The 15,040-nt window shown below is 31.3% G+C and carries 18 protein-coding genes; 16 read left to right on the top strand and 2 right to left on the bottom strand.

The window, feature by feature from the left end; translation table 11 throughout:
* Positions 1–88 precede the first annotated feature (88 nt).
* The 9 genes from Y10_RS08845 to Y10_RS08805 all read left to right on the top strand — a co-directional run bounded on the left by Y10_RS08845 (position 89) and on the right by Y10_RS08805 (position 6,450).
* On the top strand, positions 89–1,117 hold the full coding sequence (locus Y10_RS08845; protein WP_281765026.1) for an alpha/beta hydrolase family protein: 1,029 nt from the start codon (positions 89–91) through the stop codon (positions 1,115–1,117).
* A 129-nt stretch (positions 1,118–1,246) separates the two neighbouring features.
* Positions 1,247–2,329: an FAD-binding domain-containing protein gene (locus Y10_RS08840; protein ID WP_281765025.1), complete on the top strand. Its 1,083-nt coding sequence runs from the start codon at positions 1,247–1,249 to the stop codon at positions 2,327–2,329.
* Positions 2,313–3,017 (top strand): SDR family NAD(P)-dependent oxidoreductase, encoded by a 705-nt coding sequence (locus Y10_RS08835; RefSeq protein WP_281765024.1) that lies wholly within the window; start codon positions 2,313–2,315, stop codon positions 3,015–3,017. The genes Y10_RS08840 and Y10_RS08835 overlap by 17 nt, the downstream gene beginning before the upstream one ends.
* 5 nt (positions 3,018–3,022) lie before the next feature.
* Positions 3,023–3,298 (top strand): TIGR03643 family protein, encoded by a 276-nt coding sequence (locus Y10_RS08830; protein WP_281765023.1) that lies wholly within the window; start codon positions 3,023–3,025, stop codon positions 3,296–3,298.
* On the top strand, positions 3,295–3,438 hold the full coding sequence (locus Y10_RS08825; RefSeq protein WP_281765022.1) for a DUF2256 domain-containing protein: 144 nt from the start codon (positions 3,295–3,297) through the stop codon (positions 3,436–3,438). Before Y10_RS08830 ends, Y10_RS08825 begins: the two co-directional genes overlap by 4 nt.
* A 157-nt stretch (positions 3,439–3,595) precedes the next feature.
* The gene (locus Y10_RS08820) at positions 3,596–4,681 is read left to right on the top strand and encodes a DUF6985 domain-containing protein (protein ID WP_281765021.1); all 1,086 of its coding nucleotides are present in this window, start codon (positions 3,596–3,598) and stop codon (positions 4,679–4,681) included.
* Between the two features lie 66 nt (positions 4,682–4,747).
* The gene (locus tag Y10_RS08815; protein ID WP_281765020.1) at positions 4,748–5,251 is read left to right on the top strand and encodes a hypothetical protein; all 504 of its coding nucleotides are present in this window, start codon (positions 4,748–4,750) and stop codon (positions 5,249–5,251) included.
* 33 nt (positions 5,252–5,284) lie between these two features.
* On the top strand, positions 5,285–5,950 hold the full coding sequence (locus tag Y10_RS08810) for a DUF6896 domain-containing protein (RefSeq protein WP_281765019.1): 666 nt from the start codon (positions 5,285–5,287) through the stop codon (positions 5,948–5,950).
* Positions 5,947–6,450 carry a hypothetical protein gene (locus Y10_RS08805; RefSeq protein ID WP_281765018.1) on the top strand — a complete coding sequence of 168 codons (504 nt, stop codon included), beginning with the start codon at positions 5,947–5,949 and terminating at the stop codon, positions 6,448–6,450. Before Y10_RS08810 ends, Y10_RS08805 begins: the two co-directional genes overlap by 4 nt.
* An 81-nt stretch (positions 6,451–6,531) precedes the next feature.
* Here Y10_RS08805 and Y10_RS08800 read toward each other — a convergent pair whose 3' ends face one another.
* Positions 6,532–7,053 carry a hypothetical protein gene (locus Y10_RS08800; protein ID WP_281765017.1) on the bottom strand — a complete coding sequence of 174 codons (522 nt, stop codon included), beginning with the start codon at positions 7,051–7,053 and terminating at the stop codon, positions 6,532–6,534.
* Between the two features lie 291 nt (positions 7,054–7,344).
* Here Y10_RS08800 and Y10_RS08795 point away from each other — a divergent pair, with 291 nt between their 5' ends.
* The 4 genes from Y10_RS08795 to Y10_RS08780 all read left to right on the top strand — a co-directional run bounded on the left by Y10_RS08795 (position 7,345) and on the right by Y10_RS08780 (position 11,872).
* Positions 7,345–8,985: a MutS-related protein gene (locus tag Y10_RS08795; protein WP_281765016.1), complete on the top strand. Its 1,641-nt coding sequence runs from the start codon at positions 7,345–7,347 to the stop codon at positions 8,983–8,985.
* Positions 8,986–9,073: 88 nt separating this feature from the next.
* Positions 9,074–9,949 carry an AraC family transcriptional regulator gene (locus Y10_RS08790; RefSeq protein ID WP_281765015.1) on the top strand — a complete coding sequence of 292 codons (876 nt, stop codon included), beginning with the start codon at positions 9,074–9,076 and terminating at the stop codon, positions 9,947–9,949.
* Between the two features lie 67 nt (positions 9,950–10,016).
* A complete protein-coding gene (locus Y10_RS08785) occupies positions 10,017–11,168 on the top strand; it encodes an iron-containing alcohol dehydrogenase (RefSeq protein ID WP_281765014.1) in 1,152 nt (383 codons plus the stop codon).
* Positions 11,169–11,314: 146 nt separating this feature from the next.
* Entirely contained in the window at positions 11,315–11,872 is a 558-nt protein-coding gene (locus tag Y10_RS08780; RefSeq protein WP_281765013.1) for a hypothetical protein, read from the top strand.
* 16 nt (positions 11,873–11,888) lie between these two features.
* Here the strand turns inward: Y10_RS08780 and Y10_RS08775 are convergent, their stop codons facing one another.
* Positions 11,889–12,509 (bottom strand): YqaA family protein, encoded by a 621-nt coding sequence (locus Y10_RS08775; protein ID WP_281765012.1) that lies wholly within the window; start codon positions 12,507–12,509, stop codon positions 11,889–11,891.
* Between the two features lie 163 nt (positions 12,510–12,672).
* Between Y10_RS08775 and Y10_RS08770 the strand changes: the two genes are divergently transcribed.
* The 3 genes from Y10_RS08770 (at position 12,673) to Y10_RS08760 (ending at position 14,976) form a co-directional block, all read left to right on the top strand.
* Complete coding sequence (locus Y10_RS08770; RefSeq protein WP_281765011.1) at positions 12,673–13,707, top strand: serine hydrolase domain-containing protein; 1,035 nt, start codon at positions 12,673–12,675, stop codon at positions 13,705–13,707.
* Between the two features lie 139 nt (positions 13,708–13,846).
* Positions 13,847–14,401 (top strand): DUF4494 domain-containing protein, encoded by a 555-nt coding sequence (locus Y10_RS08765; protein WP_281765010.1) that lies wholly within the window; start codon positions 13,847–13,849, stop codon positions 14,399–14,401.
* 71 nt (positions 14,402–14,472) lie between these two features.
* On the top strand, positions 14,473–14,976 hold the full coding sequence (locus Y10_RS08760) for a MepB family protein (RefSeq protein ID WP_281765009.1): 504 nt from the start codon (positions 14,473–14,475) through the stop codon (positions 14,974–14,976).
* Positions 14,977–15,040: the final 64 nt, after the last annotated feature.

The following is a 15,040-nucleotide window of genomic DNA, read 5'->3' as shown; positions in this document are numbered from 1 at the left end:
CCCCTTATACTTACAAAACATTATACCTCAAAAACCTAATTGTAACAATTTAGCTACCTTTTCGTCTTACATTTATAAACCATTATTTATGAATGTATTTAAAAAAGTGGCTTGGGTAGTAATTGCACTACTCTTGGTACTACTAACTTTTAAAGCATATCCCATTGCTAAAAAATTCTACAAACACTATCAATTTGAGAAAGAGCTTACAGGTACTATCTTAGACCAAGAAGTAACGGTTAACGATATTCAAAATTTTGAAAAACTACCTAATGGAGCTATTGTATCATCCATTGCATTTGAATTTTCAGAGGTACCTCCTATTTGGGAACAACTATCTGAAAATGGTTCATTTAAAGATGCATATAAGTATTTAGATGCTATTGATTTTTCTTTAATAGTGTATAAAAGTGACTCCTTATTGGTGAATGCTATCCAAGCTGAACCCAAAAAAGAAGATGTATATCCCGCTATAATATATAACCGTGGTGGAAATCAAATGTTTGGTAAAAATGCAAAAGGACGTACGCTTTATAACTTGTTACAAGTAGCTAAACTTGCCGAAAAGCATGTGGTATTAGCTACCTGTTACAGAGAGCAAGATGAATTTGGCGGTAATGACCTTAATGATGTATTATACTTAATTAAAACAGCAAAAACCTTACCTAATGTTGATGAGAACCGTATAGGTATGGCAGGATGGTCTAGAGGTGGAATGATGACGTATTTAGCATTAAAACATTCTAAAGAAATTAAAGCTGCTGCAGTAATAAACGGACCTACTGATTTGGAAAGATTAATAGAAGAACGTCCTGCTATGGAAACAGAGGTGTGTGCTAAACTAATACCAGACTACCAAAGCCAAAAAGAAAAGGCATTACAAGAAAGATCGGTACTATACTGGCCTAACGAATTAGATACAAATGCTAGTTTGTTAATTGTATGCGGTAGTAAGGATACCTCAGTAAACCCAGAGCAGGCGCATTTGATTAATGACAAATTACAGGACATAAACTATCCTGTAAGTTTTCATGAGTTTGATACCGACCATTCTTTCACCAATAAAAATGAGGTGATACAAACTACACTACTTAATTGGTTTACTGAACACTTGTAAGCTAAAAAACGGATACAAATATACTTAGCTAACACTATAGAAATAAGCATGCTATATGCTAAAGCGCTTTCATATTTAAAATTGTTTAACTATTTTTGAAAAAGGTTAAACAATTTTAAATATAGTTACTTGCAAACATTTAGTACTACATACACAGATATTATTGAGCAAATAACCACTATTGACCCTGTGGAATATGCTAAAACACGAAATTATACCAACGGTATGGTTTCAAAGCTTTCTCCTTATATATCGCGTGGTGTCATTAGTACTAAAATGGCGTACACTATACTAAGAAAAAAATACAGCGCTAAAGATTGTGAACACTTTTTAAAAGAGTTATTATGGAGAGAGTATTTTCAAAGACTACTTCAAAATAATACTGATATTCTAAGTACTTCTACATCAGACACTAGCAATAAAATACCAGATGCTTTATTAAATGCAACTACGGGAATTACTGCGTTAGATACGCATATTCATAAACTGCTTACAACTGGGTATATGCACAACCACGTACGCATGTATACAGCTTCAGTATGTAATATGGCTAGTTATGACTACAACGCCCCAGCACATTGGATGTATTATCATTTGTTAGATGGCGATGTAGCTAGTAATTATTATAGTTGGCAATGGGTTTATGGATTGCAAACGGGTAAAAAGTATATTTTTAATCAGGAGAATATCAATCGTTTTTGTGGTACTACGCAAACAAACACATTTCTAGATAAGTCGTATGAGGAAATGGAAAAATTAACTCATGTCGAAGAACTAAGTACCGGTAGCGAGATTAATCTATTTACATCATTACCCGACACTGATGAAATTTCTATAGATACCAATGCTCCTATCTTACTATATAATTCCTATAATCTAGACCCTACTTGGCATGCAAATCAATTCGTCAATCGTATTTTAATTCTTGAACCGTCGCATTTTAGTCAATATCCCGTAAGCGAAAAAGTTATTAATTTTATTGTTCAGCTTGCTCAAAACATACAAGGAATACAACTTTATGTAGGTGAATATAAAACGCTAAAAGCTCAATACAACACTACCTATATTGCTAAAGAGCATCCGCTATTTATATATGAAGATGCTATTATTGAACCACGAGACTGGCTAGCACCTGAAGTAACAGAAAGCTATCCTTCTTATTCTAAATATTTAAAAAAAGTAAAAGAAAAACAGTATGAATACTTCACCTAAAAACACCTATCTCATTGCTGGTGCCAGTAGTGGTATTGGTTTAGAATTGGCTAAATTATTAAGCAAAGATCATGTAGTTTATGGTATTAGCAGAACCGCTGGTGAACTAGTTACTAATGAAAACTACAAACACATTCCGTTTGATTTTGCCTCAGATGCTCCCCTACCCGAAATTCCAGATACCATAGACGGTTTAGTATATTGCCCAGGTAGCATTACCTTAAAACCATTAGAACGATTATCGGGGACAGACATTGATAAAGATTTTACCATCAATGCCCGCGGAGCCTTTTTGTTTGTAAAAAAGTATATAAAAAATTTAAAGCAAAGCGCACAACCAAGTATTGTACTTTTTAGTAGTGTGGCGGTACAAACAGGTTTACCATACCATGTTAGCATTGCTATGGCAAAAGGAGCTATTGAAGGACTAACCCGTTCTTTGGCTGCAGAATTATCACCAAAGGTTTGTGTAAATGCCATTGCACCCTCATTAACAGCTACTCCCCTAGCCAGTGCTTTACTCAATAACAAAGCTAAAATAGAAGCCAATAAACAAAGGCATCCTTTAAAAAATATTGGGTCGGCACAAGAAATAGCCACATTTGCACACCATTTATTAACCCAATCTACTTGGGTAACGGATCAGGTATTTGGTTTAAATGGCGGATTAGGAACCCTGATAAAATAATACGCATGAAAAAAGAATTTACAGCACGAGAAACAGATAGAATTATAGAAATGGCTTGGGAAGACAGAACTCCCTTTGAAGCTATTAAATATCAATTTGGTTTACGAGAAGATAAGGTGAAAAGCTTTATGAAACGTAATCTTAAATTTTCTAGTTATAAGCTTTGGCGCAAACGAGTAGAAAACTGTAAAACCAAACATGTTGCCAAGCGTGTAGCTGGTATTAACAGATTTAAATGTAGTAGACAACGATTAACAGGAAACCAAATAGCGAAACGTTGAAAAGAGTAAAAAAGAGCGATTTACCTATTAAACTTTGCGTTACCTGCGGACTCCCTTTTTCATGGAGAAAAAAGTGGGAAAAGAATTGGGAGGAAGTTAAGTATTGCAGTAAAAGATGCAGAATGAATAAGCATACATGATGTACCATTAATTTTTATAAGGTTTTTCTTTATTAAAATAGTTGGTTTTATATATCTTTAAAACTTTATCAGCTAATAGACGGTTGTAGTATTTGTGTTTTAAGATTAATACCACTATTTACGTAACAACAACGCCATTTAAAGAAAACCTAACCATATGCAATATGAAATTATAAGGGATGAAGATGATTTATTAATGGTTTTTCTGCCCTATAAACAACTATTCAACGAGACTTACAACCCTGAGGGTTACACAGAATTCCCTGATGTTAATTTTGTTTTTAATAATACAGACGAGAAAGAAGAACCCTCTGTAGAACAAATACGTACGTTAGAGTTTATTATAAACAACTCAATAGTGTTAAGTGACCTTATAAGCTCTTTTATTCAAAAAGAACGTGAACAACTTCTAGCACTAAACATCATTCCAGAAGAAGCCATAAACAACCCAAAAGAACATTACAGATTCTCTACAATTTATATTGACGATGAATACAAAGATGACTTTGCCTATTATGGATTAACAGGTAGCTGCTCTTGGGATGAAGAACACGGCTTTGGAGTAGCATTCTACAAAAAAGTAATGATAGATTTTGGAGATTGGGATACAGGATATACCATGTATACTAGCAATAGAGATAAGCCATTTTCTTTAACTGACGAATATTCCGGAAGACTTGACGACATTCAAAAAACAGAGATGGTTAACACCTCTAAAAACATAGATGCTTCACAAGAATATAGCAAGAATGAGCCGCTTAACAAAGAACCGATAGAGCCCATTCAGACGAAAACAAAACGAAAAAACAATTTTAGGCTAATAGGTATTATAGCTTTTTTGGTTGTATCGCTGTTACTATTAAAGTATTATAGAAGCTCCCAAAAAGATGCATCTACGGGTGAAGGTTTCTTTAATGATACCGTAGAACTTACTTATTATAATGAATATAAAGGAGTGGCAACAAAAAAGTATGAAAAAGATAATCGTACGTATGTAGATGTAAGATTTAAAAGTGGTACTATGAGGGTTTCATTTCCGTATGAAAAACAAGACATCCTTTCTTTTATAAAAGTAGGCGATTCTGTTATCAAAGAAAACAAAACTCTGGTACTTGAGGTAAAAAGAAAAGAGTTAGATACACTATTCTACTTTAAATTTGACAAATTACCCAACTACAAAGACCACTCTAAAAGCAACAAATATATTTTAGAGCAGCAATCTAGAAACAGTAAAACACAGTAGCTTTGCGCTTTTAATTTAAGTTGTAGAGTGAAATCAAAAAATAATTTCCCTTATACATTTTAAGAAATGGAAATCTTAATAGAAAAATCTAGTATACAAATCAAAGAAAGAATTGAGTCTTGGTTCTTGAGGTACTTTAACAAAAATAAAGCTGATTTCAATGGGAGTGAGATTTTTACTTTGTTTGATTTTTTAGATTTAGAGCTACAAGGAAAACTAATAAAACATCTTTCTTTACTAACAAATGAAATTCCAGTATTAGGGTTAAAAATTTCTGATACTGAATATATAATTAATACAACACATAGATTTATTAAGCTTCAAAACACTCATAAAGAAATTCTTGATTATGCTGAATTTGAGTGCCATCTAGGATATAAGAATATTGTAATAAATAAAGATGAAGAAATAACTATTAAACGTGATGGATATCTGGAAGAGTTTGGGCTAAAAAAGAAAAATGGAGAAATCATTTATTGGAAAATACCAACAGGATCTGCAGGCTTTGGATTTTGGAATATTACTAATAAATGTGAATTAATTGGTCGCAAGTTTATAATTACAGGATAAATCATCTTATTTAATACTCTTAAAGTTTAAATTATGACTCGAGAATTTAAAGAGGCATTACAAATTAAAAGAATAAAAGTCCTTTTTGAAGAAAACGAGAGCTTAGTTCTTGTGTTTAAAAGTAACCATTTTGAAGAACAATACATTAAAAATCTCAAAAATGTATTTATCGAGCACGTAGTTATGGAAATTAAATGGCGTAATGAACTTATAATTGCACCAAGTATTTCAACAAGTATAGTGTTAGACCATTTAAAGGAATTTTATGCTTGTATTAAATTATTTGATATAACTGCTCACTCTCTTATGTATTTAATGGCCAAGACATTTGATATTGATTTAACTAATAAAAATGAAATAGAACATTTAAAAAGACATAGAAGTGTTAACCAAAGAGGTCAATTAAACAATGAGTGGAGTTATTATTTCCATGGTATTTCGTGTACGTTTACAAATAAGAAAACTCAACAATTATTAGATGTTAAAATATTTAATGGATTAGAATTTGGGGTTTTAGATACTTATTATTTAATGAAATTTATAGAAACAACTAAGAAATGTAAAGAACTAAGTCTTATACTCAATAGTAACACCTATAATATGCAAAAGGTAATTGAAGTTTTAAAAGAACAAAACTATATAGTTAATATATCAGAAGGAGAACACGGAGTTATTCTTAACCGGAATATTGAAATATGAAATTTATAAAGTACATATCAATAATTCTATGGCTAGCCCTAACTAGTCTATCATGTAATAGGATAAAAACTAAGTCTGAAGAGATTACCTTAAAAGTAAAAGAAAAAACCTCAATAGAGGTTCGTAAACAAACTCAAAAAGTGATAGATAAGCTTGCGCCAACTTTTAATGCTCATCAACCAGACACCGAGCATAATAAAAAAAGGTTCATTGATTTTATAAAAGTTGAAATTACTCCTGATGTAAAAAACATTTATTGCCATGCTGATGCTCTAGGAATAGATGCTGATTATATGTTTTCTTTTAATTGCAGTATAAATACTTCTAATAAAATTATAGCAAAGCATAGCCTTACCATAGATAACCTAAACACAGATAACGCGTTTGCTTTGCAGCATAACTTTAATTGGTGGGATAAAGAAACCATACAAAAACTACAAAAGTATAGCTGGACAAATGGTAACCAATATTTTAAATACTATTGGTATGATTATGAATAGAAAAAGGCCTATTTTTTTGATTTTGATCTGTAGTAAGTTACTTTTTTACATGTAGGTTACAACTAATTAAAATTGATAGAATCAAATATATCTATATTTAAAGTCAGATATCCATTCAATTTCTTGTATGCCAAATCCATCATTACATTCATAGGGCAAAAGAGTAAATGCCTTTAATACAATTAAAAAGCGTTCTAATCCACCAAAAGGATAATTCCCTGAAGTAAACGTAATCATTTTCATATGATTTACTTCCTTAATAGACTCTTTAAAGTCAACCTCAAAACCTGATTCTAAATAATTAAAAATTGATAGCACTTCACTATTCAAACCATCCTCTGTTTCCTCTTTGGCTCCAACATATATATGTAACAATTCATTTACATATTCTGGTATATAAGTTCTAAATCGTTTTTCTATATGTCTATTTGGGTTTAATAAATATGCAAAGTCTTCCTCGGTTAAGTTGGCATAGTCTATGGAAGTATCCACTTCATCATCAAACTTAAAATTAGGTTCTCTTACCTTTTGCATATGCGCAAACAATACCAAGAAATCTTCATATTTTATAGTATCTTCCACTAAAAATTTAACGTAGAGCATATCGTTACCATAGATTATTACCCATACTATATTACCCTAAGCCGTATACTTGTTATTTTAATATTTTTATGGTTAAAAAACTTAGCCGCAAACCCACAAACAATAATTAAAAAAACAGACATATCTAGAAACATTTCATCTGAATTATCTAGTGAATATGCTTAGTACGGTGATAATAGTACTTTTAATTTTATAAAACAAAAGCTAAGTTAAGGATACTTTAAAGTAAATGGAACTGCTAAAAATAAAAGTATGTGTAACGTTTAAATGTATCTGTATACCTACCAGTTAATGATAAAAGATTTTCTATTTCACGTAAAATATGCCTTTCTTCTATTTCCCTTTAATAGAAAAAAGCATCTAGCCCGTAAACTGAAAGAGTCATTCGGCTCTTTAAAAAGTGATACCTTTAATTTTAAACAAATTGAGTCATACTTCAGAAAAAAGGATCATTACAATGCGCATCAAGTTATAACAGATAAAACATGTAATGATTTAGATTTTGATCAACTATTTATGTTCTTAGACCGAACTAATTCAAGAGTAGGTCAGCAATACTATTACAATAAACTTCGTACCATTGATGTTAACCCAGCACAAACCAAGTTAAATGAAGAGCTCATACAAACATTATCAAAAGATTCTGATTTAAGAATTGATACTCAAAAAAAACTTGAAGCACTGAATAACAAAGATGCTTATAACATCACATGCTTATTTCAAGAAGAACATATTACACCTCCTAAATTTTTCTTTGTCATAAAATTGCTATCTTTTATAAGTCTAGTTTCATTACTATTAGCATTTTATAACCCCTTATTTTTCATGGTATTAATAGGTGTTTTTTGTATTAATTTTGTGGTTCATTATTGGAATAAAAACAATTTAATTCCGTATACAGGTTCCATACCACAATTATTAAAGCTCAATAACATTGCTGCCAATTTGCATTTAAATCCGCTGTTTCAAAAAATAAATCCTAATTTATCTGTTTCAATAAAGTTTATCAATGCTGTTAAAAGCAAAATGTTCTTTTTTCAGCTAGAAGCTAAACTGCAGGGAGAATTTGAAGTGATACTGTGGTTTGTATTTGAACTCTTTAAAATCATGTTTTTGATAGAGCCCTTATTACTATTTGATGTTTTAAAAAAACTAGATACGAAAAGAAATGAAATAGAAAACGTTTACACTTTTATAGGACATTTAGATATGTTAATTTCAATAGCCTCTCTAAGACATGGATTAGATACCTATTGCTTCCCTGATATAAATAAAGGATTGGTTATAAAAGCTAACCAAATTGCACATCCACTTATACAAGATTGTACCACGAATAATGTAGAAATATCAGATAAATCTATTTTGCTTACAGGTTCAAATATGTCTGGTAAAACTTCTTTTATACGCACTATAGGAATTAATGTGATTACTGGGTTAACCATAAATACATGTTTTGCCAAATCAATGTCTTTCCCTCTATTAAAAATATTCTCTGCTATTAGAATTAATGATGATTTAATAAACAACAAAAGTTACTACTTTGAAGAAGTAGTAACCATTAAAGAAATGCTCAAAGAAAGTCACAATGGCTCTCAAAACCTATTTCTTTTAGATGAGCTCTTTAAAGGAACAAATACTGTAGAGCGCATAGCTGCAGGAAAAGCTGTTTTATCTGAACTTGCTAAGAATAATAATAAAATTTTGGTAGCTACACATGATATAGAATTAACTGACTTACTTAGCAATCAATTTGATTTGTATCATTTTAGCGAAACAGTAGAAAACGAAAAGGTTGGTTTTGATTATAAATTAAAAGAAGGAAAATTAAAAAACAGAAATGCCATAAAAATATTAGAAATGAATAAATACCCCAGTGGTGTAGTTCATGAGGCCATAGAAATCTCTAAGCAACTGGATAAAAAATATTCATAGTAGCCCAAACACATCATAAAAGAGATAATTTATTTTCTTAACCATTTTGGAAATTATACTTTCGCGCTACTTTTCAAAACACTCCAAAATGAATATCCCTAATTATACCCTAAAAGCATATTTTGATCAGAAAAAGTCGCCATGTCTTTCCTTTAATGTATTTGATGTAAATAACCCTTGTATTGAAAAGGAGATAGAAAAGCACCGTAGTGATTATTTTCAAGTACTCTTTTTAGAAGAAGGTACAGCACACCAATGTATAGAATTGGAAAACATAACCATGCAGCAGAATCAAATATCAGTTGTTTTTCCACATCAGATAAATGCACTAAAACTAGACGAAGCTACGAAGGGAATTATAATTCAATTTGATGAAGTGTTGTTTTGTTCAGACCTTTTAAAAAATGAATTGATTTCTTATAACAATGATTTAATGTATAAACTAAATCATGTTGTATTAGAGAACCACCTATTTCATAAGATGCATATGTATGCTAAGAATATATTTGATCTGTTTCAAGATTTAACCCCCATTAAAAAAGAGCAAATAAGGTTTTATATTAAAATAATGCTTTTAGAAATTATTGAAGCTGCACACCAAAATTATCAAGGTTTTAAAACTCCAGGAGAACAAGATCTGTTTGCTAAATTTAAAACTTTAATCGAAGCCCAATTCAAACAAGAACGTACCGTTGCTTATTATACCAGTCAATTACAGCTTACTCCAAAAAAGCTAAATGAAATATGTAAAAGTAAAACTGGACAAACTGCTCTAAGCATTATCCATGAACGTATTCTTACAGAAATTAAACGTTTATTATTATTTTCTGGAAAGTCACATAAAGAAATTGCTTTTGAATTAGGATTTGATTCACCCTCAGCACTTAATAAGTTTGTTTATGCGAAGCTTAAAGAAACACCAAGTGAACTAAAACAAGAACTGTCTCAAATTTATAAGTTTTAGGAATGTATTTATAATCGCTACCCTTACCTGCTCCACTACTTTTGCTCTAACAAAATAAAACAACAACATGAGTAAATTATTTATTGCTGGAGAGGTATTACACAATGCCGGAAGTTTAGAAGAATTAAAAAATATAAAAGGAACGAAAGCCGTTATTGTAACTGGTGGAAGTTCTATGAGAAAAAGTGGTACACTTGATAAAACCATTAACTATTTAAAAGAAGCGGGGATAACCACCTCTGTTTTTGAAGGTGTAGAAGAAGATCCGTCTTCGGCTACCTGTTTAAAAGGAGCCGAAATGATGACAACATTTCAACCAGACTGGGTTATTGGTTTAGGCGGCTGTTCTGCTATTGATGCCGCTAAAATGATGTGGGTATTTTATGAACACCCTGAGGCAGATTTTGAAGCAATGACAAAACCATTTACTGTGCCAACACTAAGAAATAAGGCAAAATTTATTGCCATTCCATCTACTAGTGGTACAGGTACGGAAACTACCGGTTTAGCGGTAATTACAGATCGTGAAAAAGGAGTTAAATATCCTATTGTATCTTATGAACTAACTCCTGATATTGCCATTGTAGACGGTGAAATTTGTGCTACTATGCCAGCGCATGTAACCTCTAATACAGGGTTAGACGCATTAACACATTGTGTAGAAGCATATGTTTCTAATATAAACGATAATTACGCTGATGTTTTAGCGAAAGGTGGATTAGAAATTGTTTTTAATAACCTACAGGAAGCTGTAAATAACCCAACCAACATCACAGCACGTCAAAATATGCACGATGCTTCATTTATGGGAGGCTTAGCTTTTAATAATGCCTGGTTAGGTATTGTACACTCACTATCTCACCAAGTAGGGGCTCTTTTTGGCATACCACACGGTGCTGCCAATGCTATATTTCTTCCTAATGTAATACGCTATAATGCTGTAACTACAAACCGTTATCCAGAATTGGCAAAAGTAATAGGCAAAAGCACTGCTGAAGATTTAGCTGTTGCTATTGAAACCTTAAGAACTAATGTAAATAACAATGCTTCCATTCAAGCATTTGGAATTGCAGAAGAAGATTGGACAAAGCATCTTGACTTTATGGCTACTAATGCTTTACAAGATCCATGTACTGGTTTTAACCCAAGGAAACCTTCACTAGAAGATTTAAAAGCACTTTATAATGCTTGTTTTTACGGTACTGTATATACTGAATAAACTTAAATTAAAATTGCTATGAAGAAAAACCGGGTTTGCTTAGACAAACCCGATTTTGTTGATTGTATGAATTACTTCCTTTATATTTACACTATACTGAAAGATTCTAGAGATAAAACTGTACTAAATCAGATAAACCTAAAGTCATGAAAAATTTTCTAATTCTATTTTTTAGTGTTGCATCCTTTAACTGCATAGCGCAACAAAGTGAAACACCAACTACTAAATCAGACACATTACATCATAAAGAATTGAGCATAGAAAAGACTAACTTTCCTGAAAAATGTCTGGGAGTCTGGGAGGGTACAATGTATATACATTACAACAGTGTACTACGTGATAGTGTTTCAATAAAATTTACGGCAGCCAAAACCGATACTGTAGGTACCTACATTTGGAAAACAAAATATATATCTCCTAAAACACCTATGGTTAAAGATTATAAGCTTATAGTTGATAATGAAAACATTGGCACCTACTTATTAGATGAAGGCGAAGGCATACAACTGGTAACCTATAATGTAAACAACAAACTGTACTGCCTTTTTAAAGTAGACGATATATATTTAACTTCTTCTACAGAATTGATAAATAACAATTTAGTGTTTGAAGTTACTTCTGGTAAACAAATAAATAACAATCAAGAAGTAACCAGCTATACATATACCAATATACAACGAGCTGTACTACATAAAATAGAATAACTGAAATTAAAAGTAGTTATTTTAAAGCACCAAAAATAGCAATACCATATACCAAGAAACGTACAAAACGTAACAAACCAAAGGCTAAATACTTTTTAAAAGGAAATTTAATAACACCAGCTGCCATACTAGATATGGCAAAAGGTAACGGCAATATAGCCCCTACAATAATTAATAAACCTCCCCATTTACGCATATTTTTAATATGTTTAGCCATAGAGCCTTCTAAGTAATTAAATACTCTAGGTATATTGGCTATACTGCGCCCCATTACGTAAGATACAATACCTCCAGCATACGATAACGTTGCTAAAGCTGCTAAGTATAAGTTAGGATGTTCAGATTTACCAGACCAAGCTATAAAAATTTCAGGAGGTATAAGACCTAAAATACTTTCTGAAGCAAAGAAAATTCCTAATACTCCTAACGGAGGAAAATGCTCAGTCGCATATTCTAAAGCATCATTAATATCAATCACAAAATAATGTACACATACTAATGCAATGATGAATAAAGCTATTGGTAACAATGCTTTATAAATACTTTTACCTACAAAAGAGTAAAATCCTGTATAGGTATAATATTGATGTAATAGCCGTAACCGACTTTTTTTTGAAGTGTTTGTTTTTGTACTCATAATCTACAATTGCAAAAATAGATGCTATATATATTTACCACAACTCTAAAATGGTAAGAATACGTTAATGTTTCTAAAATTAGAAGAAACCATGACTTACTTTTACATGCAGCTCACTATAATATTTTGTATTTTTGAAATATCATCAATCAAAAAACTTAAAATGGCCAGTAAAAAATCAACACTAATAGTTAGAATTTTACTATTTGTAGGTACGGTTACTTCATTATTTTTTGTACCATGGACAATCTTAATTGCATGGGCTACTCCCCTACCAGATACGATACAAAGCCAAGTAGATAAAGCTGCCAATTATGGGTTCGATGGTATAATTGTATGTGTTAACAAAGCAAACCATTCAGATTTTTACACTTCAGGGTACAAAAACAGAGACACTAAAGAACCTGCTAACCCTAATTCTCTTTTTAAAATTGCAAGTGTTGGTAAGCTCTATACGGCTGTTACTGTTGCAAAATTGGTAAATGAAGGCAAACTATCTTTAGATAAAACCTTAGCCGAATATTTCCCTGAACTAAAAGACAGAATTGAAAATTCAGAGAAAATTACGCTGCGTATGATTGTACAACACCGTAGCGGTATTCCTAACTATACAGATACTAAAAATTACTGGGTACACCCTAAACAAAATGATCAAGAGCGTCTGGAGTTAGTATTAGACCAACCAGCTAACTTTGAACCTGATACTAACTATGAATATTGTAATACAAACTATTTATTATTAGCAAGACTTATTGAAAACGCCATTAAAGGCAGTAAGTTTTCTTATATAAAAGAGCATATTTTGATTCCTCTTGATTTACATAATACCTATGGTTCTATTAACGATGTAAATTTAGAAGATGTAATGAGTGGTTATTATGTTGGGTATGAAAACGATTTAAAAACAGATAACAATGCATCTATGTTAGCCACTGCAGAAGACTTAGCCAAGTTTATAAGGGCTTTAAATGATGGCTCTGTTTTTACAAATACAAAAGAGCAAGAAATTTATAATTCTATCTATAAATACGAGCACACAGGTTTAATACCTGGCTATCAAACGATTGCTAAATATCATAAAGATATAGATGCTGTAGTAATTCAATTTACTAATACCGTGAACTTTGATGGTAATAACTGGAGCTTATCTGAAATAATGTATAATAGAATTGTTAAAATATTAAGTAAAGACTCTTAGTGTTAAACTAATAACACACCAACTATTTAAAGTTGAATTAGTTAGAAAATCAACACTTAAATTGTGAATATCTATTCTTTAATTACACTTGTCTAGCCTCCAGTAAACTGTATTTTTGCCGCTCTAAAAATAACACGTTATGAGTGCAACTTGGTATGAATGTAAAGTAAAATATAGAAAAATAGATGAAAACTCTGGAGCTAGAAAAGTAAAAACAGAGCCTTTTTTAGTAGATGCCATTTCATATACAGAAGCAGAAAAAAGAATCACTGAAGAGATGTCGGTATATTTAAGTGAAGGAGAAGAGATTTTAATTACTAATATTAAAGTTGCTAACTACGCAGAAATTCATCCCTTTGAAATGTCCGACAGATGGTTTAAAGCCAAAGTAGCACTAATTGCTTATGATGAGGAAAGTGGTAAAGAGCGTAAAACCAATCAATATTTACTTATTCAGGCTAATGATATTAAAGAAGCCTACGATAACACAACACATGTAATGAAAGATACCATGGGAGAATATAGCATACCTGCAATTTCTGAATCTCCTATTATGGACGTTTTCCCTTATTTCTCAGGAGACGAAGCTGATACCGATCGTGTAGAAGAATTTATGCGTATTAAAAATTCAGTACCTTTTAATAACGAAGAAAATGAGGAACTAGCCAATGAAGATGCTTTAATAGCAGAATAACATAAAATTAATTGGATTATATAAAAGCCGCTTTAAAAGCGGCTTTTTGTATTTTTAGCAAATAGCCTATTATGGATAAACAAACTATCAATCATAACCTTTCTCAAATAGATAAAAAAGTTTATACACTTCTCTCTTACGAAATTTCTAATTATAGAAATGAGAATGAAGGTTTAGAGTACGATGCTTGTCAGTTCACATTAAACAACAGTATCATTATTTCACGAAGTGCTAAAATAACGCCTAAGAAAATCGGACAATTTGTAACCTTCTGGAAACGTAGCACCGATGGTGTAACCACCCCATATCATGATAATGACAATTTTAATTACTATGTTATAAACGTAACCTTTGAAAATAAAATAGGTCAATTTGTATTTCCTAAATCTGAATTAATATTAAGAGGTATTCTTTCTACTGATAAAAAAGAGGGTAAACGTGGTTTTAGAGTTTATCCATTGTGGGATCATCCACAAAGCAGGCAAGCCATCAAAACGCAAATTTGGCAACTAAAGTATTTTTATGAAATTAAAGAATTCACAGACTTGGCTAAGGTTCAGAAATTATATTCTTAAGAGAACATAATTTGATTATAAACAAGTTAAATTAGCATTACTGTTTAAACAAAAAAACTCAGGG

It is taken from the genome of Neptunitalea lumnitzerae (assembly GCF_027924185.1).
Taxonomy (GTDB): Bacteria; Bacteroidota; Bacteroidia; order Flavobacteriales; family Flavobacteriaceae; genus Neptunitalea; species Neptunitalea lumnitzerae.
This window is presented reverse-complemented; position numbering and strand designations above follow the sequence as displayed.

Bases quoted from the DNA above. Each gene is read 5' to 3' on its own strand.
- Y10_RS08845 (WP_281765026.1), top strand. From the start codon at position 89: ATGAATGTATTTAAAAAAGTGGCTTGGGTAGTAATTGCACTACTCTTG.
- Y10_RS08835 (WP_281765024.1), top strand. From the start codon at position 2,313: ATGAATACTTCACCTAAAAACACCTATCTCATTGCTGGTGCCAGTAGT.
- Y10_RS08830 (WP_281765023.1), top strand. From the start codon at position 3,023: ATGAAAAAAGAATTTACAGCACGAGAAACAGATAGAATTATAGAAATG.
- Y10_RS08820 (WP_281765021.1), top strand. From the start codon at position 3,596: ATGCAATATGAAATTATAAGGGATGAAGATGATTTATTAATGGTTTTT.
- Y10_RS08815 (WP_281765020.1), top strand. From the start codon at position 4,748: ATGGAAATCTTAATAGAAAAATCTAGTATACAAATCAAAGAAAGAATT.
- Y10_RS08810 (WP_281765019.1), top strand. From the start codon at position 5,285: ATGACTCGAGAATTTAAAGAGGCATTACAAATTAAAAGAATAAAAGTC.
- Y10_RS08805 (WP_281765018.1), top strand. From the start codon at position 5,947: ATGAAATTTATAAAGTACATATCAATAATTCTATGGCTAGCCCTAACT.
- Y10_RS08800 (WP_281765017.1), bottom strand. From the start codon at position 7,053: ATGCTCTACGTTAAATTTTTAGTGGAAGATACTATAAAATATGAAGAT.
- Y10_RS08795 (WP_281765016.1), top strand. From the start codon at position 7,345: ATGATAAAAGATTTTCTATTTCACGTAAAATATGCCTTTCTTCTATTT.
- Y10_RS08790 (WP_281765015.1), top strand. From the start codon at position 9,074: ATGAATATCCCTAATTATACCCTAAAAGCATATTTTGATCAGAAAAAG.
- Y10_RS08785 (WP_281765014.1), top strand. From the start codon at position 10,017: ATGAGTAAATTATTTATTGCTGGAGAGGTATTACACAATGCCGGAAGT.
- Y10_RS08780 (WP_281765013.1), top strand. From the start codon at position 11,315: ATGAAAAATTTTCTAATTCTATTTTTTAGTGTTGCATCCTTTAACTGC.
- Y10_RS08775 (WP_281765012.1), bottom strand. From the start codon at position 12,509: ATGAGTACAAAAACAAACACTTCAAAAAAAAGTCGGTTACGGCTATTA.
- Y10_RS08770 (WP_281765011.1), top strand. From the start codon at position 12,673: ATGGCCAGTAAAAAATCAACACTAATAGTTAGAATTTTACTATTTGTA.
- Y10_RS08765 (WP_281765010.1), top strand. From the start codon at position 13,847: ATGAGTGCAACTTGGTATGAATGTAAAGTAAAATATAGAAAAATAGAT.
- Y10_RS08760 (WP_281765009.1), top strand. From the start codon at position 14,473: ATGGATAAACAAACTATCAATCATAACCTTTCTCAAATAGATAAAAAA.